19 protein-coding genes are annotated in these 17398 nt (G+C 66.5%); 15 read left to right on the top strand and 4 right to left on the bottom strand.

The annotated features are described in order from the left end of the window. The first annotated feature begins 12 nt into the window (after positions 1-12). The 10 genes from soxC to WJU27_RS16025 all read left to right on the top strand — a co-directional run bounded on the left by soxC (position 13) and on the right by WJU27_RS16025 (position 8576). Positions 13-1344 carry a sulfite dehydrogenase gene (gene soxC / locus WJU27_RS16070; protein WP_341422731.1) on the top strand — a complete coding sequence of 444 codons (1332 nt, stop codon included), beginning with the start codon at positions 13-15 and terminating at the stop codon, positions 1342-1344. Next, entirely contained in the window at positions 1328-2347 is a 1020-nt protein-coding gene (locus tag WJU27_RS16065; RefSeq protein ID WP_020162950.1) for a c-type cytochrome, read from the top strand. The genes soxC and WJU27_RS16065 overlap by 17 nt, the downstream gene beginning before the upstream one ends. An 11-nt stretch (positions 2348-2358) precedes the next feature. Continuing rightward, on the top strand, positions 2359-2826 hold the full coding sequence (gene soxY / locus WJU27_RS16060; protein ID WP_020162951.1) for a thiosulfate oxidation carrier protein SoxY: 468 nt from the start codon (positions 2359-2361) through the stop codon (positions 2824-2826). Between the two features lie 43 nt (positions 2827-2869). Next, the gene (gene soxZ, locus WJU27_RS16055) at positions 2870-3184 is read left to right on the top strand and encodes a thiosulfate oxidation carrier complex protein SoxZ (protein ID WP_020162952.1); all 315 of its coding nucleotides are present in this window, start codon (positions 2870-2872) and stop codon (positions 3182-3184) included. Between the two features lie 112 nt (positions 3185-3296). After that, a complete protein-coding gene (soxA, locus tag WJU27_RS16050; RefSeq protein WP_020162953.1) occupies positions 3297-4112 on the top strand; it encodes a sulfur oxidation c-type cytochrome SoxA in 816 nt (271 codons plus the stop codon). 11 nt (positions 4113-4123) lie between these two features. Continuing rightward, entirely contained in the window at positions 4124-4762 is a 639-nt protein-coding gene (soxX, locus tag WJU27_RS16045; protein ID WP_341422730.1) for a sulfur oxidation c-type cytochrome SoxX, read from the top strand. A gap of 7 nt (positions 4763-4769) precedes the next feature. Continuing rightward, on the top strand, positions 4770-6494 hold the full coding sequence (gene soxB, locus WJU27_RS16040) for a thiosulfohydrolase SoxB (RefSeq protein WP_341422729.1): 1725 nt from the start codon (positions 4770-4772) through the stop codon (positions 6492-6494). 95 nt (positions 6495-6589) lie between these two features. Further along, the gene (locus WJU27_RS16035; protein ID WP_341422728.1) at positions 6590-7471 is read left to right on the top strand and encodes an MBL fold metallo-hydrolase; all 882 of its coding nucleotides are present in this window, start codon (positions 6590-6592) and stop codon (positions 7469-7471) included. After that, positions 7468-7953, top strand: a complete 486-nt coding sequence (locus WJU27_RS16030) for a thioredoxin fold domain-containing protein (RefSeq protein WP_341422727.1) — start codon at positions 7468-7470, stop codon at positions 7951-7953. Before WJU27_RS16035 ends, WJU27_RS16030 begins: the two co-directional genes overlap by 4 nt. After that, positions 7950-8576 (top strand): class I SAM-dependent methyltransferase, encoded by a 627-nt coding sequence (locus WJU27_RS16025; RefSeq protein WP_341422726.1) that lies wholly within the window; start codon positions 7950-7952, stop codon positions 8574-8576. Before WJU27_RS16030 ends, WJU27_RS16025 begins: the two co-directional genes overlap by 4 nt. Positions 8577-8582: 6 nt before the next feature. On the opposite strand, the gene WJU27_RS16020 is transcribed toward WJU27_RS16025, so the two are convergent. Then, positions 8583-8888, bottom strand: coding sequence for a hypothetical protein (locus WJU27_RS16020; RefSeq protein WP_341422725.1), 306 nt, complete (start codon positions 8886-8888; stop codon positions 8583-8585). Between the two features lie 38 nt (positions 8889-8926). Beyond that, positions 8927-10015 (bottom strand): iron-sulfur cluster carrier protein ApbC, encoded by a 1089-nt coding sequence (gene apbC, locus WJU27_RS16015; RefSeq protein ID WP_341422724.1) that lies wholly within the window; start codon positions 10013-10015, stop codon positions 8927-8929. 170 nt (positions 10016-10185) lie between these two features. On the opposite strand from apbC, the gene metG reads away from it, so the two are divergent. The 4 genes from metG (at position 10186) to WJU27_RS15995 (ending at position 14608) form a co-directional block, all read left to right on the top strand. Then, entirely contained in the window at positions 10186-12336 is a 2151-nt protein-coding gene (gene metG, locus WJU27_RS16010) for a methionine--tRNA ligase (RefSeq protein WP_341422723.1), read from the top strand. A gap of 13 nt (positions 12337-12349) precedes the next feature. After that, positions 12350-12643 carry an acylphosphatase gene (locus tag WJU27_RS16005; RefSeq protein ID WP_020162961.1) on the top strand — a complete coding sequence of 98 codons (294 nt, stop codon included), beginning with the start codon at positions 12350-12352 and terminating at the stop codon, positions 12641-12643. A 146-nt stretch (positions 12644-12789) separates the two neighbouring features. Beyond that, positions 12790-13236 carry a hypothetical protein gene (locus WJU27_RS16000; RefSeq protein ID WP_341422722.1) on the top strand — a complete coding sequence of 149 codons (447 nt, stop codon included), beginning with the start codon at positions 12790-12792 and terminating at the stop codon, positions 13234-13236. A 325-nt stretch (positions 13237-13561) separates the two neighbouring features. Continuing rightward, complete coding sequence (locus WJU27_RS15995) at positions 13562-14608, top strand: hypothetical protein (protein ID WP_341422721.1); 1047 nt, start codon at positions 13562-13564, stop codon at positions 14606-14608. Between the two features lie 28 nt (positions 14609-14636). Here the strand turns inward: WJU27_RS15995 and WJU27_RS15990 are convergent, their stop codons facing one another. Both WJU27_RS15990 and proC read right to left on the bottom strand, forming a co-directional pair. After that, positions 14637-15203 carry a YggT family protein gene (locus WJU27_RS15990; RefSeq protein ID WP_020162964.1) on the bottom strand — a complete coding sequence of 189 codons (567 nt, stop codon included), beginning with the start codon at positions 15201-15203 and terminating at the stop codon, positions 14637-14639. A 52-nt stretch (positions 15204-15255) separates the two neighbouring features. Then, positions 15256-16068, bottom strand: coding sequence for a pyrroline-5-carboxylate reductase (proC, locus tag WJU27_RS15985; protein WP_296807758.1), 813 nt, complete (start codon positions 16066-16068; stop codon positions 15256-15258). Between the two features lie 288 nt (positions 16069-16356). On the opposite strand from proC, the gene WJU27_RS15980 reads away from it, so the two are divergent. Then, positions 16357-17148: a hypothetical protein gene (locus WJU27_RS15980; RefSeq protein ID WP_341422720.1), complete on the top strand. Its 792-nt coding sequence runs from the start codon at positions 16357-16359 to the stop codon at positions 17146-17148. The last annotated feature ends 250 nt before the right edge of the window (positions 17149-17398 follow it).

Below are 17398 nucleotides of genomic sequence, written 5' to 3'. Positions count from 1 at the left end.
CACGGAGAAGACATGTCCCAGCCACCCGTCCGTCCGGGGCGCATCCGTCGCGCACCCGAAGGCTTTCTTACACCTGAACAGATAGGCGAGGTCGCCGCCGGTCGGCGCGATTTCCTGCGCAACGCGTTCGTCGCCGCGACTGCGGTGGCGGCCGGCACCGCAGTCGCGCGCGCCGCCGAGGGCGACCCGGCCATCCTGACGCTACCCGAGCACAGCACCACGCTGGGCCGCCCGGTGGCCGAGCGGCCTTACGGCACACCGTCGCAGTATGAGTCCGGGTTGAAGCGCCGCGAGAGCCCGGGCCTGACCCGGGTCGCCGCCGCCTCGGTGTCGTTCGCGCCGCTGCAGGGCCTGTTCGGCATCATCACGCCGTCCGGCCTGCACTTCGAGCGCCACCATCAGGGCTGGCACGACATCGACCCGGCCCGTCACCGCCTGATGGTGAATGGTCTGGTGAAGGAAGCCCGCGTCTACACGATGGACGACCTGATGCGCCTGCCCTCGGTGTCGCGCATCCACTTCATCGAGTGCGGTGCCAATACCGGCATGGAATGGGGCAATGTTGCGGTGCCCACCGTGCAGTACACGCACGGCATGCTGTCCTGTTCGGAATTCACCGGTGTGCCGCTGTCGGTGCTGCTCGACGACTGCGGCATCGACATGAAGCGTGCGAAGTTCGTGCTGGCCGAAGGCGCCGACGGTTCGAGCATGACGCGCACCATCCCGCTCGACCGCGCGCTCGACGATGTGCTCGTCGCATGGGGTCAGAACGGCGAAATGCTGCGTCCGGAGAACGGCTACCCGCTGCGCCTGGTGGTGCCGGGCATACAGGGCGTGTCCTGGGTGAAGTGGCTGCGTCGCATCGAGGTCGGCGACAAGCCGTGGGCGGCGAAGGACGAAGCCATCCACTACATCGACCTGCTGCCGGATGGCACCCACCGCCAGTACACGTCGATCCAGGAGTGCAAGTCGGTCATCACCACGCCGTCGGGCGGACAGACCCTGCTCGACCGTGGCTTCCACAACATCTCCGGCCTCGCCTGGTCGGGCCGCGGCAAGATCAAGCGGGTGGATGTATCGACCGACGGTGGCCGCAACTGGCGCACCGCCCGGCTGGAAACACCGGTGCTGTCGAAGGCGCTCACCCGCTTCAACATCGACTGGGTGTGGGACGGCAGTCCGGCCATTCTGCAGTCGCGCGCGATGGACGACACCGGCTATGTGCAGCCGAACTACGCGCAACTGCGCGAGGTGCGCGGCACGCGCTCGATCTATCACAACAACGCCATCCAGTCGTGGAAGCTGGCGGAAAGCGGAGACGTGAGCAATGTCCAGGTTTACTGAACTCGCCCTCGCTGCCGCACTCGCACTGAGCGCGGGCGCCACCCTTGCCGCCGGCAAGTACGAAGGCATCGGTCGCAGCGCTACGCCGGCCGAGGTGAAGGCCTGGGATATCGACGTACGCCCCGACTTCACTGGTCTGCCGCCCGGTTCCGGCTCGGTCGATCGTGGCATGGAGGTGTGGGAGAGCAAGTGCGCCTCCTGTCACGGTACCTTCGGCGAGAGCAACGAGGTGTTCACGCCCATCGTCGGCGGTACGACGAAGGAAGACATCGAGAAGGGCCGCGTCGGCGCCTATATCCGCGGTGACGCGCCGCAGCGCACGACGCTGATGAAAGTGGCCACCGTATCCACGCTGTGGGATTACATTCACCGTGCGATGCCGTGGAATGCACCGAAGTCGCTCAGCGCCGATGACACCTACGCCGTGCTCGCCTACATCCTGAATCTGGGTGAGATCGTGCCGGCCGATTATGTGCTGTCGGACAAGAACATCGCCGACGTACAGAAGCGCATGCCCAACCGCAACGGCATGACGACGAAGCACGGGCTGTGGGACGTCAAAGGCAAGCCGGACGTGAAGAACGTCGCCTGCATGAAGAACTGCAAGACGCAGATCACTCTGGGTTCCAGCCTGCCCGACTACGCCCGCGATGCGCACGGCAATCTGGCCGAGCAGAACCGTGTGGTCGGCCCGGTGCGCGGCCAGAAGACTGGCGCTGCTGCAGCGCCCGCCGCCAAGCCGCATCCGGCGCTCGAGCTGATGAAGAAGCACGGCTGCAGCGGCTGCCACGGTGTCGGCAGCAAGATACTCGGCCCAGCCTTCCGCGACGTTGCGCAGCGCTACAAGGACGACAAGGGTGCAGAATCCGGTCTCGCCGCCCGCATCAGGAATGGCGGCAGCGGCGCCTGGGGCGACGTCCCGATGCCGCCGCAAGCGCAGGTCAGCGATGCCGACGTCAGCGCGTTGGTGAAATGGATCTTGTCGGGTTCGCCCGAAAACTGAGGAGGAAGTAGATGAACTCGCAGCGAAGAGAAGCCCTGAAGTCCGGGGGCGCACTGGGCCTGTTCGGCGTGCTGGTTGCCGCGGGCCTGATCACGCCGGAAGTGGCGCAGGCAGCATGGGACAAGGCGGCATTCGACGCCAAGACGATGGACGACGCGCTCAAGGCGCTCGGCGCAGGCAAACCGGCCGACTCGAAGGACGTGCAGATCAATGCGCCCGACATCGCCGAGAACGGCGCCGTCGTGCCGGTCGCCGTCAAGAGCACGCTGCCGGGCACCGAGTTCATCGCCATCCTGATCGAGAAGAACCCGAGCATGCTGGCCGCCAGTTTCACGCTGCCCGAGGGCACGGCCGCCGACGTCAGCACGCGCGTCAAGATGGGTCAGACCTCGAACGTGTTCGCGCTGGTCAAGGCCGGTGGCAGCTTCTACATGACCACCAAGGAAATCAAGGTGACGCTGGGCGGCTGCGGCGGCTGAGCCCCCGGACTTCCCCGACACCCGTACATTCAAGGAGCAAGACATGGCAGCAGGTCCGATGCGCATCCGCGCCGCCAGCAATGGCACCGAAACCGAAGTGAAGATCCTGATGAGCCACGACATGGAAACCGGCCAGCGCAAGGACGCGTCCGGTGCCCTGATCCCGGCGCACCACATCACCGAAATCACCGCCACCCACAATGGCCGCGTCGTGCTGGCCGGCCAGTTCGGCCCGGCGGTATCGAAGAACCCCTATCTGCAGTTCAAGTTCAAGGGCGGTGCCAAGGGCGACAAGGTGAGCGTGAGCTGGGTGGACAACAAGGGCGAGAAGCGCACCGACGAAGTCGTCGTGTCCTGACGCCCCGGCCGGCGTGCAGCGCTGGAGCACTCCACCAAAGAGACAGGACGACCTCACGAAGGTCAGTCCCGCACACAGTCGAGTCATCACACGCAGGACTGGAGGAAGAGATATGAATGGCACCCGATACGCCGCATGCGTTGCCGCATCGGCCTTGGCGCTGATGCTGCCGGCGATGCCGGCAGGCGCCGACGCGACCGCCGAAGGCATTGCCAAGTACCGCGAGGCACTGGCTGACGGCAATCCCGCCGAACTGTGGGAAATGCAGGGCGAGGAACTGTGGCGCACCGCGCGCGGCCCGAAGAACGCCTCGCTGGAGAAGTGCGACCTGGGCCAGGGCCCGGGCGTGGTGAAGGGCGCCTTCGTCACGCTGCCGCGCTACTTCGCCGACACCAAGCGGGTGCAGGACCTCGAATCGCGCCTGCTCACCTGCATGGAAACGCTGCAGGGCATTCCGGCCGACGAGGTCGCGAAGACGCCCTTCGGCAAGGGCGAGCAGAAGAGCATCGAGGCGCTGGTGGCGTGGATTTCCGCCGAGTCGCGCGGCATGAAGTTCAACGTGCCGACCTCGCACCCGGAAGAGAAGCGCATGTATGAGATCGGCAAGCGCGCCTTCAACTACCGCGGCGGCACGCACGATTTCGGTTGCGTCACCTGTCATGGCGAGGACGGCAAGCGCATCCGCCTGCAGGATCTGCCCAACCTGACCAAGGGCCCGGACGCCGCGCGCGGCTTCGGCGCATGGCCGGCCTACCGCGTATCCAGCGGCGAACTGTGGAGCATGCAGCGGCGCCTGAACGACTGCTTCCGCCAGCAGCGTTTCCCTTACCCGCTGTACGGGTCCGACGTGACCATCGCGCTGTCGGCCTATCTGGGTGTGACCGCCAACGGTGCCGGCGAAAGCACCGCGCCTTCGATCAAGCGCTGAGGAGAGGACACATGAACACGACCTTGCGCAACACCGCACTCGCACTGGGCACCCTCGCTACCGTCGCCGGCTGTGCCGGTGGCCGCCCGAGCGCCGAACAGCAGGCGGCGTATGACCGAGACACCGCCGAAGTGATGGCACGTTCGTTCCGCGAACAGGGCATCGTCAAGACCGACCGCCTGCAGCAGGACGATGTGATGACCGCCTGCTCCAAGCACGGCCATCACATCGACGACGATCTGCGCGACCGTATCCAGGAAAGCGCGATGGCCGCCATCAAGTGGCCGTCCGACGGCAACTATCTCGGCGACTGGAAGGAAGGCGAGAAGATCGCGCAGAGCGGTCGCGGCCTGACCTGGAGCGACAAGGCGGGCGATCCGAACGGCGGCAACTGCTACAACTGCCACCGCATCACGAAGAAGGAAATTTCCTTCGGCACTATCGGCCCCAGCCTCTACCAGTACGGCAAGCTGCACGGCAACACCGAGGCGACGCAGAAGTACGTGTGGGGCAAGATCTGGAATCCGAACGCCTACACCGCCTGCACCAACATGCCGCGTTTCGGCGCGCACGCCATCCTCGACGAGAAGCAGATCCGCCACATCGTGGCCCTGCTGCTCGACCCGAAGTCGCCGGTCAACGCGGAGTGATGCGCCGATGAGCATGCACCGCCGCGAGTTCCTGCAGCTGCTGGCGCTGGCCGGCGCCGGCGGAATGACCCTGCACAGCGACTTTGCCCGCGCCGCGGCAGCGGCCGGGCAGATGTACGAACTGCCGCGCTTCGGCAACGTGAGCCTGCTGCACATGACCGACTGCCATGCGCAGCTGATGCCGATCTACTTCCGCGAGCCGGACGTGAATCTGGGCATCGGCGACATGGCCGGTCGCGCGCCGCATCTGGTCGGCGAGAAATTGCTGAAGCAGTTCGGCATCGCGCCGGGCACGCCGCAGGCGCACGCCTTCACCTATCTCGACTTCGCCCAGGCGGCGAAGACCTACGGCAAGGTCGGCGGCTTCGCCCACCTCGCCACCCTGGTCAAGCGCATGAAGGCCAGCCGGCCCGGTGCACTGCTGCTCGACGGCGGCGACACCTGGCAGGGATCCGGTCTTTCGCTGTGGACGAAGGGGCAGGACATGGTCGACGCCTGCAAGCTGCTCGGTGTCGACGTGATGACCGGCCACTGGGAATTCACCTATGGCGCCGAGCGCGTGAAGCAGATCGTCGATGGCGATTTCGCCGGCAAGATCGACTTCGTCGCGCAGAACGTGAAGACCACCGACTTCGGCGATCAGGTGTTCCAGCCCTTCGTGATCCGGCAGATCAACGGCGTACCGGTGGCCATCGTCGGCCAGGCCTTCCCCTACACGCCGATCGCCAATCCGCGCTACTTCACGCCGGAATGGAGCTTCGGCATCAACGACGAGTCGATGCAGGAACACGTCGACGCCGCCCGCGCGAAGGGCGCGCAGGTGGTGGTCGTGCTGTCGCACAACGGCATGGACGTCGACATCAAGATGGCTTCGCGCGTGCGCGGCATCGACGCCATCATGGGCGGCCACACGCACGACGGTGTGCCGGCACCGGTCATCGTGAAGAACGGCGGCGGCCAGACGCTGGTGACCAACGCCGGCTCCAATGGCAAGTTCCTTGGCGTGCTGGATTTCGACGTCAAGGGCGGCAAGGTGAGCGAGTTCCGCTACCACCTGCTGCCAGTGTTCTCCAACCTGATTCCGGCCGACGCCGACATGACGGCACTGGTGACGAAGATGCGCGCGCCGCATGAGGCGAAGCTGGGCGAGAAGCTGGCGGTGACCGAAGGTCTGCTGTACCGCCGCGGCAACTTCAACGGCAGTTTCGATCAGCTCATCCTCGACGGGCTGATGAAGATGAAGGACGCCGAGATCGCATTCTCGCCGGGCTTCCGCTGGGGCACCAGCCTGCTGCCGGGCGATGCCATCACCATGGAAAATCTGCTTGACCAGACGGCCATCACCTATCCGTACACGACGCTGACGCCGATGACCGGGGAATTCATCAAGACGGTGCTGGAAGACGTCTGCGACAACCTGTTCAACCCCGATCCCTATTACCAGCAGGGCGGCGACATGGTGCGCGTAGGCGGCCTGCAGTACCGCTGCGATCCGACCGCGAAGATGGGCAGCCGCATCAGCGGCATGACGCTCAACGGCAAGCCGCTCGAAGCGTCGAAGACCTACCGCGTCGCCGGTTGGGCGCCGGTGTCGGAAGAGGCGCGGAACGCTGGCGGCGAACCGATCTGGGACCTGATGGCACGCTATCTGAAGGACGTGAAGACGGTGAAGCCGATCAAGCTCAACCTGCCCGAACTGCAGGGCGTAGCCGGCAACCCAGGGATGGCCTGACCATGCGCCCACTGCGTCGCCCGCCGCTCCGGCAGCTGCTTGCAGCCTGCGCACTCCTCCTCGCGCAGTTCGCGGCAGCGGGCGACGCACCCGCCTTGCGCGCACCGCTTAAGCCGGTGCAGGTCGGCCCGCACAGCTGGTTCGTGCAGGGCGAATCCGGCCCGGCCAGCCTGGCCAACGAGGCGTTCAACTCGAATGCCGGCTTCGTCGTCACGGGCGGCGGCGTCGTGGTGATCGACGCGCTCGGCACGCCGGCACTCGGCGAGGCGCTGATCGCCGCGATCCGCACGGTAACGGACCAGCCGATCCGCCGCGTGCTGGTCACCCACTATCACGCCGATCATTTCTACGGCCTGCAGGCATTCAAGGCGGTCGGCGCCGATGTGTGGGCGCACCGCGCAGGGCGCGAGTACATCGAAGGCGAAGAGGGGCGCGCACGCCTCGAACAGCGGCGGCGCGACCTTGACCCGTGGGTAGACGCCAACACGCGGCTGGTCGGCGCCGATGTGTGGCTGGAGGGCGACACCAGCTTCCGCATGGGCGACATCACCTTCGAGCTGGTCTATCTCGGCCCTGCGCACGCACCGGACGACATGGTCATCGTCGTGCGCGAGGACCGTGTCATCTACTCGGGCGACATCCTGTTCATCGGCCGCATCCCCTTCGTCGGCGACGCCGACAGCAAGCGCTGGCTGGTCACGATGGAGCAGCTGCTGGCGATGAAGCCGGGCACGCTGGTGACCGGCCACGGCCCGGCCTCGACCGACCCGTCGCGCGATCTCGGCATGACCCGCGACTACATTGGCTACCTGCGCGAGCAGATGGGCCGCGCCGTCGCCGAGTTCATGCCCTTCGACGAGGCCTACACGCGCACCGACTGGAGCCGCTGGGAAAAGATGCCGGCCTTCGATGCCGCCAACCGCATCAATGCCTACGGCACCTTTCTGCGCATGGAACAGGAGGCGCTCGGCAAATGAACTGGCGCGCCCTCATCGCCGTGGCTGCACTGGTCGTCTGCCCGGCGCTGGCCGCCAAGCCGGCGCGTACCGCCGGCGCGGCGCTGCCGGTGCTGGTGCACGCGGCAAACGACGCGCGCGAGGCGGCCAACCCGGGCGTGGTGTTCGTCGTACTGTTCTCCTTGCCCGGCTGCCACTACTGCGAAGAGGTGCGCAGCCACTACCTGGCGCCGCTGGCGCGCGACGCGGCCAATCGTGGCCGGCTGGTGGTGCGCGAGATCGACCTGAGCAGCACACGCGTGCTGACGGATTTCGATGGCACCTCGACCACGCAGGCGGCCTTTGCCAGACGGCTCAAGGTGCAGTTTGCCCCCACCGTGCTGTTCCTCGACGCGCGGGGCCAGCAGGTCGCTTCGCCGCTGATCGGCGCCGGCAAGGCGGATTTCTACGGCGCCTACCTGGACGATGCGATCGCCACCGGTTTGAAGGCTGCCGCGCGATGAACGGCCAGGCAAAGACTCACTGGGAAGCTGTGTATGCCCAGCGGGCGCCAGACAGCGTGAGCTGGTTCCAGCCGCATGCCGAACACTCGCTGGAGCTGATCGCTCGCACTGGCCTTGCGCGCGAAGCGGCGATCATCGACGTCGGCGGCGGCGCATCGACGCTGGTCGACGATTTGCTGGCGCGTGGCTATCACGACCTCACCGTACTCGATCTGTCCGCTGTCGCGCTGGCTGCGGCGCAGGCGCGGCTTGGCGACGACGCGCGACGGGTGAGCTGGGTCGAGGCGGACATTACCGCGGTCGATCTGCCGCGCCAGCGCTACGACCTGTGGCACGACCGCGCGGTCTTCCACTTCCTCACTGATGCGGCACAGCGACACGCCTATGTCGAACGGGTGCTGCAGTCGGTGAAGCCGGGCGGTCACGTCATCGTCGCCACCTTCGCAAAAGACGGGCCGGATCGCTGCAGCGGGCTGCCGGTCATGCGCTACGGCGCCGACGCGCTGCACGCGGAGTTCGGCGCGCCCTTCGAACTGCTGGAACACAGCCGCGAAACGCACCATACGCCGGGCGGCGCCGTGCAGCAGTTCGTCTATTGCTACTGCCGGCGCTCGGCGAGCTGACTGACCCTACCTGAACTTGTAGAAGCGCTTGTTCAGATAGGCGACGACGTGCGCCTCGTCTTCCGGAAACCAGCCGGTATTGAGTTGCGAATTGCATACGCTGACCTGGGTGGCCAGCTGCGCCAGTGAATTGACGCGGCGGTCGCTGCGCAGATAGATCTGGGTTCCGTCGCCGCCGCCATAGCGATCGTCGTGGCAGCTCTCGCACTGCGCTTCGGTCATCAGTTCCCCGCCCTTGACCGGGTCGGCTGCCTGCAGAGAGGCGGGCAGCGCGCAACAGGATGCAAGTACACACAGTTTCAGCAGCTTCATCCGGACTCTCCCACGCGACCGCCCGGCGGGCGGCTCGATCAGGTGTTCTGCACGACGATGCTCGGGAACTTAGCCGTCATGTCCTTCGCCTTGTCGGCGATCTTCACGGCAACCTTGCGCGCGATGTCGCGATAGATCTCGGCAACGCGGCCATCCGGGTCCGACACTACGGTCGGCTTGCCGGAATCGGCCTGTTCGCGGATCTGCATCGCCAGCGGCAGCGAACCGAGCACCTCCAGATCGTAGTCGGCCGCCATGCGTGCGCCGCCGCCCTCACCGAAGATGTGCTCTTCGTGGCCGCACTTGGAACAGGTGTGCAGGCTCATGTTCTCGACGATGCCGAGGATGGGGATGCCTACCTTCTCGAACATCTTTAAGCCCTTGCGCGCGTCGAGCAGCGCGATGTCCTGCGGCGTCGTGACGATGACCGCACCGGTGACCGGCACCTTCTGCGCCAGCGTGAGCTGGATGTCGCCGGTGCCCGGCGGCATGTCGATCACCAGGTAGTCAACGTCGTCCCAGCGGGTTTCGGTCAGCAGCTGTTCCAGCGCCGAGGTCACCATCGGGCCGCGCCACACCATGGGCGTCTCGACGTCGATCAGGAAGCCGATCGACATCGCCTGTATGCCGTAGGCGGTCATCGGCGCCAGCGACTTGCCGTCCGGCGATTCCGGGCGGCCGGTGATGCCCAGCATCTGCGGCTGCGACGGGCCGTAAATGTCGGCGTCGAGCAGGCCGACGGTGGCTCCTTCGGCGGCCAGCGCCAGCGCCAGGTTGACTGCGGTCGTGCTCTTGCCGACGCCACCCTTGCCGGAGGCGACGGCGATGATGTTCTTGACGCCGGGCAGCAGCTTCACGCCGCGCTGCACCGCGTGCGACACGATCTTCTGCGTCACGCTGACGCTCACGTTGCCAACACCCGGAATCGCGCGCAGACAGGCGATGGCGAGGCGGCGCAGGTGGTCCATCTGGCTCTTCGCCGGATAGCCCAGTTCGATATCGACCGACACGTCGGCGCCATCGATGCGGATGTTCCGCGCACTGCGCGTGCTGACGAAATCCTTGCCGGTATTCGGGTCTATCAGTTCCTTGAGCGCACTCTGGACCTGGGCTTCGGTGATGGACATGGACAACTCCGTACGCTGGGCAGCCGCCGCCGCGCCTCGTGCGCGCCTGTCGCGGAATACCCGATCAATTTACTAAAGTATAACCGATACACCCGCGCACCGTGGCGCAGCCGCGTGCGGGCAGTAGAATTGCGGGTTTCCCCGCTTTGGCTGTCACTTCGCCCTCCATCATGTCCCGCCGCCGCCTGCTCGTCACCAGCGCCCTGCCTTACGCCAACGGCGCCATCCACCTCGGCCACCTGGTCGAATACATCCAGACCGATATCTGGGTGCGCTTCCAGCGCATGCGCGGGCACGAGGTGCATTACGTCGGCGCCGACGACCAGCACGGCACGCCCATCATGCTGCGCGCCGAGAAGGAGGGCATCACGCCGCGCCAGCTGGTCGAGCGCGTGCTGCACGAACACGCCCGCGACTTTTTCGGCGGCCTCGACGTGCAGACCGCGTGGAAGAAGGGCGCCGGCGAACTGGGCGGCTTCCTGGTCAGTTTCGACAACTACCACCAGACCGATTCCGACGAGAACCGCGCCTTCTGCGAAGACATCTACGCCAAGCTGAAGGCGGGCGACCTGATCGCCCAGCGCTCGGTCGAGCAGTTCTACGACCCGGTCAAGGAAATGTTCCTGCCGGACCGCTTCATCAAGGGCGAGTGCCCGAAGTGTTCGGCCAAGGACCAGTACGGCGACTCCTGCGAGGTGTGCGGTGCCACCTATGCGCCGACCGAACTGAAGAACGCCTATTCGGTGGTGTCGGGCGCGGCGCCGGAGCGGCGCGCCAGCGAGCACTGCTTCTTCCGGCTGTCGGCACCGCAGTGCGAGAACTTCCTGCGTGACTTCACCCAGGGCTCGAACCGGCTGCAGCCGGAAGCGGCGAACAAGATGAAGGAATGGCTGGGCGAGCCGGGCGACAACCGCCTGTCCGACTGGGACATCTCGCGCGACGCGCCCTACTTCGGCTTCCGCATTCCGGGCACCGACAACAAGTTCTTTTACGTCTGGCTGGACGCGCCGGTCGGCTACTTTGGCAGCTTCCGCAACTACGTCGCGAAGCAGAAGGCGCTCGGCCACGACATCAGCGAAGCGGACTTCCTCGATGCCGCGGGCGCAAAAGCGGCCGGCACCGAAATGGTCCATTTCATCGGCAAGGACATCCTGTATTTCCACGCGCTGTTCTGGCCGGCCATGCTGGAGCACTCGGGCTACCGCACGCCGACCCAGATCAACGCGCACGGCTTCCTGACCGTGAACGGCGAGAAGATGAGCAAGAGCCGCGGCACCTTCATCACCGCGCAGAGCTACCTCGATCTCGGCCTGAATCCGGAGTGGCTGCGCTACTACTACGCCGCCAAGCTGAACGGCTCGATGGAAGACATCGATCTGAACCTCGACGACTTCGTCGCGCGGGTGAATTCCGATCTGGTCGGCAAGTACATCAACATCGCCAGCCGTTGCGCCGGCTTCATCAGCAAGCGCTTCGGCGGCACGCTGTCGGCACCGACCGTGCCCTTCCACTGGCACGAGGCGTCGATCCGCGACGCCTACGAGTCGCGCGACTACGCGCGTGCGCTGCGCGAGGTGATGGCCTGCGCCGACCAGGCAAACGTGTTCGTGAATGACCACGCGCCCTGGGTGCTCGCCAAGCAGGACGGTCAGGAGGAGAAGCTGCAGTCGGTGTGCAGCACCGCGCTCGAACTGTTCCGCCAGCTGTCGGTGCTGCTCAAGCCGGTGCTGCCGCATCTGGTCGCCGAGGTCGAGCGCTTCCTGAACATCGCGCCGCTCGGCTGGGACGACTTCGGATCGACCCTCAAGGCCGGCCACACCATCAACGAATACAAGCACCTGATGACCCGCATCGACCCCAAGCAGGTGGTCGCGCTGGTCGACGCCAACAAGGAATCCCTGGTGAGCACTCAAGCCCCTGCCGCCGTGCCGGCCAAGACCGAAGCACCGAAGAAGGTTGAAATCCCGGCCGCCGATGCCGGTGCCCACATTTCGATCGACGATTTCTCCAAGGTCGAACTGCGCATCGCGAAAATCGTCGCCGCCGACCACGTCGAGGGCGCGGACAAGCTGCTGCGCCTGCAACTGGACATCGGCGAAGAACGCCCGCGTCAGGTGTTCGCCGGCATCAAGTCGGCCTACGACCCGGCGCTGCTTGTCGGTCGGCTGACCGTCATGGTGGCCAACCTCGCACCGCGCAAGATGAAGTTCGGCATGTCGGAAGGCATGGTGCTGGCCGCCTCCGACGACAAGGGCGAGGTGCCGGGCCTGTTCATCCTGTCGCCGGATTCCGGCGCGCAGCCGGGCATGCGCGTCAAGTAAGAAGCGCGTGGCGATGGACGAGAGCGAGGTCGAAGCGCTGCATTTTGCGATCAGCGGTCGCGTGCAAGGCGTGTTCTTCCGCGCGTCCATGGTCGAGGAAGCGCGTCGCCTCGGACTGACCGGCTGGGTGCGCAATCGCCGCGACGGCTCGGTCGAGGCTTATGCCGTCGGTCGTCCGGCGGCACTCGATGCGCTGGTGGCCTGGGCCGAGACCGGCCCGCCGGCCGCCCGCGTCGACGCATGCATCGTGTCGCCGGCGGAGGCCGACGCCGCACTGCACGACTTCACGCAAGCCGCCACGGCCTGAGCTTTCGCCCGCAAACCACCCGGCAAACCCGCGCCACTTGGTGCACTGCCGCCATGGCAGCGCGTCATGACTTCCTTTCCGCACAGGTCTAGCTTTCACATCAGGCGCGCACATGGACGCGACCCACACATGTGGAGGAGACAACCATGCTGCCAACGGAGGAAGCGTGTTTCCGCGCTGTGTTGCGCGCCTGCCAGGATCACGCCGACGCGATGCTCGCGTGCGGCAGCCCGCCGCGACCGACTGCGCTGATGGCGCAGCTGGATCACGGGCGCATCACCGACGCCGCGCTGGCCCGCATGGACATGCTGGACGAGGCGTCGGTGGTGCGTTTCGTGCAGGAAACCATCGCCGAGCCGGGCATCGATGTGATCGGCCTGAGCTGCGTGCTGCGGCTGGCCGAGTTCGACGACGACACGCCTGAGGCGCCGCCGGTCACGCGCGATGTGGTGCTCATCTATCTGGTATCCAAAAACCGCGAAACCTGGGTCGCCAACGACATCGACGGCGACAGCCGTCGCCTCGCCCGCGGCACGCTGGACCTCAGCCGCGGCAGCAACACCTTCATTGCAGCCCCCGCGCTGACCCACTGAACGCGCGGCTTCCGCCGCGTGTCGTCCGGCAGCGGGTGCCCATCCGCCCTGCATGGCGTCTAACCCTGTGGAACACCTCTTTCCGCGTCGTAAACCTGTACATCCGCCCGGAAAGTGAAGCGCACGCGCGGCTGACGCCCTGCCTCGCGCAGGGTGCGGCGACACCGCCCGACTCGCTGTCAGGTGCGACGCTGCCAAGCCGCCCGATGGTCGGTACGGACGCATGCTGGCCCGCCTGCATGCGTCGCCGATTGCACGTGGGCACGTGCGCGCGCTTCACTTTCCGGGTGGCTCACCGAGGTCAGAACCCAGGAGGCACAGAACCGTGAAGGTCGCCGCCAGCACCGTACAGCTTGAGTCCTCGCACGCCGAATCACGGCGTCTGCAGGTATCCGAACGGCTTGAAATGTGGACCGGCGAGCGTCGCCGCCCGGCCACCGACAGCCCGCCGCCGTCACGCAGCGAGGCGCGCGTCAGCCTGTCGCCGGCGGCGCTGGCCGCACAGCAGGCCGATCCGGTCGAGGCGCCGGACGGGATCGAGGAGGCCGTGCGCAACGATCCCCGCCTGTCGCTGCTCATCATGATGATAGAGAAGATCACCGGTCAGCCCGTGCGCTGGCTGCGCAGCGCGGACATGCCGACCGAGGCGCCGCCCGCCTCGTCCGGCGCCGCGGCATCGGCGCAGTCCCAGGCGCCGCAGCGGGTCGGCTGGGGGATCGAATACGACTACCGCGCCGAATACAGCGAATCGGAAACCACCCGCTTCGCCGCCGAGGGCACGGTGCGCACCGCCGACGGGCGGGAGATCGCCTTCAAGCTCGAAAGCGAGATGTCGCGCAGCTTCAGCATGAGCGTCAGCGAATCCTTCCGTGCCGGCGACGCCGTGCTGAAAGACCCGCTGATGCTGGACTTCGCCGGTCCGGCGGCGGCGCTGTCCGACGTCCGCTTCGCCTTCGATCTCGATGCCGACGGCAGCAAGGAGCAGGTGCCGCTGGCCGGCGGACGCGGCATGCTTGCGTTCGACCGCAATGGCAACGGTCGCATCGACGACGGCCGCGAACTGTTCGGACCGACCACCGGCAACGGCTTCGAGGAACTGGCCGCGCTGGACGAGGACGGTAACGGCTGGATCGATGAAGCCGACAGCGGCTTCGCGCAGCTGCGGCTGTGGCGGCCGGACGCCGAAGGCGCCGGCACCTTGCAGACGATGAAACAGGCCAACGCCGGTGCTTTCTACCTCGGCCGCGTCGACACGCCATTCAGCCTGCGCAACGCCGCCAACGAGACGCTGGGCGAAATGCGCGCGACCGGCATCTACCTGCGCGAGGACGGCAGCACAGGTAGCGTCAGCCAGGTCGATCTGAGCGTCTGAATGAGCGCCTGAACGACCGGCGGCGGCGTCAGACCAGCAGGCCGAACAGCTGCCGAGACACGGCGTCGATCAGGTACAGAACGATCTGCAGGATGAGGATGAGCACCAGCGGCGACAGGTCGACGTTGGCGATAGGCGGCATCACGCGCTGAATCGGCTGCAGGAAGGGGCGGGTCAGCGCATTCATCATGCCGCCGATCGGATTGCCCGGCGACACCCAGCTCATCACCGCGGAAATGATGAGCACGATGATCAGGAACCACACCGACAGCCGCGCTATCTCGATCACGCCGCGCAGCAGCGCGAGCGGTATCAGACCGTCGGCGCCGATGCTGCCGTGCAGCAGCGCGCCTACCAGGATCAGCGCCACCTGGATCAGCCAGGCGACCACCAGTGTCGCCATGTCCAGTCCGAACATGGCCGGTATCACGCGCCGAGCCGGCAGTACCGCCCAGTCGGTGGTCTGTATCACGAAGGCACCGATCTGGTTGCGGAAGCTCACACGCGCCCACTGCATGTAGAAGCGGGCCAGCAGCAGCGTGGTGATGAAACTGGCGACGGCGTTGAGGACGAGCAGGGTCAGGTCGGTCAGCATGGGTTCGTGTCGTTGTCGTATCGCGTGAAGACAGTGTTGGCCGGGCGGCGGTTCAGGCGGCGCCGAGCTGGTCGCCCAGTTCCGCGCCGCGCGCGGCGGCGGCTGCCAGCGCACGCACGATGGCGTCGCCGACCGCGTCGGCATTCATCGACTTCAGCGCCGCCTCGGTGGTGCCGCCCTTCGACGTGACCCGCTCACGCAGCGTGGCCGGCGATTCCGGGCTTTGTGCCGCCAGCGCCGACGCGCCGGTGAAAGTGGCGATGGCCAGTTCGCGCGCCTGATCTGCGGTGAGCCCCAGTGCCTCGCCGCCGCGCACCATCGCCTCGATGAAATAGAACACGTAGGCCGGGCCGCTGCCGGATACCGCGGTGACCGCGTCGATCAGCTTCTCGTCGTCCACCCACACCGTACGACCGACCGCCGACAGCAGTTCTTCGGCGCGGGCACGCTCGGCAGCGCCGACCGAGGCATCGGCATACAGACCGGTCACGCCGCGACCGATCAGTGCTGGCGTATTCGGCATCGCACGCACCATGCGCGCGCGGCCACCGAGCCAGCGCCCGATGTCGCTCGCGCGCAGGCCGGCGGCGATGCTGAGCACGGTCTGCCCGTCGATCAAGGGCGCGATGCTGGCGCATACTTCGCGCATCTGCTGCGGCTTGACCGCCAGCACCATGAGGTCACAGCCTGCCGCACTGGCATCCAGCGCCTCGACCGCACGCACACCGAATTCGCGCGCCAGCCGGTCGCGGCCGTCGGCCTGGAGTTCGACCACGGCGATGTCGGCGGCAATGGCGCCGCGTTTCAACATGCCGCCGATCAGCGCACTGGCCATATTGCCGCCGCCGATGAAAGTGATCCGCATCAGACTGCCCCACAGAAAGTTGACCCGCACGTCGGGTCGCAGGGCGCTATGGTAACCGCGCACGCCTTGCCGACGTGGATGTGTGCGATGCGCGAAGTGGTTCGTCGTGTGCGAAGCCGCCCAGCCGCGTTCTTGTACGGATAGTCCGGCCGGCGCGGCGCAGTTCGCGAGTGTCGCGGAGACGGACGTCTGCTGACCGTGACCGCTCCCCCGGGGGCTATGCCCGTGCCTGCGGGCCACAACCGCGCTATGCTTTTTAACTTGTCCCTGTGTTGAGGGCCTTGTCCCATGCATATCCGGAGTGCAGTCACACCAGTAGCCGACGCTTCAAGCGAAGGGCCTGATGAACGAATGCTCGCGGCCGTCCACGACAGCGCGCTCGCGATCGTCCCTTGTGAACATGCTTACATGCGCGACGTGTTCTCCCCCGACTTCTACGCCCGGCTGCTTGCGTCGATGCCGGCGCGCGAACGCTTTCACGACCTGCGTCACAAGGACGCAATGCGCGCCGACGGCAGCAGCGCGCGACTGCGCATGTACCTGTATCCGGAACAGCTGTGGCGCTTGCCGGCCGAACAGCGCGCAATGTGGACCGCCGTATCGCGCACGCTGCGCTCCGGCGCATTGCAGGAGGCGTTCAAGCGGAAGTTCCGGCGTTCGCTCGAAGGCCGTTTCGGCCGCTCCATCGACCAGCTGGATTTCTACCCGATTCCCATCCTGGTCCGTGATCAGCCGGGCTACCGCATCGGCATTCACGCCGACGTTCCGGCCAAGGCGATTACGGTGCAGTTCTATCTTCCCGGCGACGGCGCGCAGCGCCACCTCGGCACCGTGTTCCACCACGGCAGGAGCGGGCCGGACGCTGAGCGGACCGTGGCAATGGATTTCATGCCGGCCAGCGGCTACGCCTTCGCCGTCGTCGAGAAGGAGAGCTGGCACAGCGTGCGTCAGACCACCGAAGCCGACGGCGAGCGTGTGTCCATCATGCTCACCTACTACGTGCAGGACACCCCCCGGGCCTGGATCAAGCGCCGCTGGGACCGTTTTCGTAGCTTCTTTGGCGTGGGGCCGAAAGGCTGAGCGGAGATGCGGCAGGCCTGCGGGTACTGCCGTGAGCGGTGGGCGCGAGCTTGCCCGCGATGATCGACAGGGTCGAGGCCTGCGGCTCGCCGCGGTCCTGTTGCGGCCAAGGCCGCTTCCGCAAGGATCGCTCGCGATCCGTCATCGGAGCCGAGGTTTTGTAGGAGCGGTCTTCTGACCGCGACGCGGCGGTTTAATGGAGCACTGCGCGAGGTCACGGGCCGCAGTCGCGGTCAGAAGACCGCTCCTG

It is taken from the genome of Methyloversatilis sp. NSM2 (genome assembly GCF_038066675.1).
GTDB lineage: Bacteria > Pseudomonadota > Gammaproteobacteria > Burkholderiales > Rhodocyclaceae > Methyloversatilis > Methyloversatilis discipulorum_A.
This window is presented reverse-complemented; position numbering and strand designations above follow the sequence as displayed.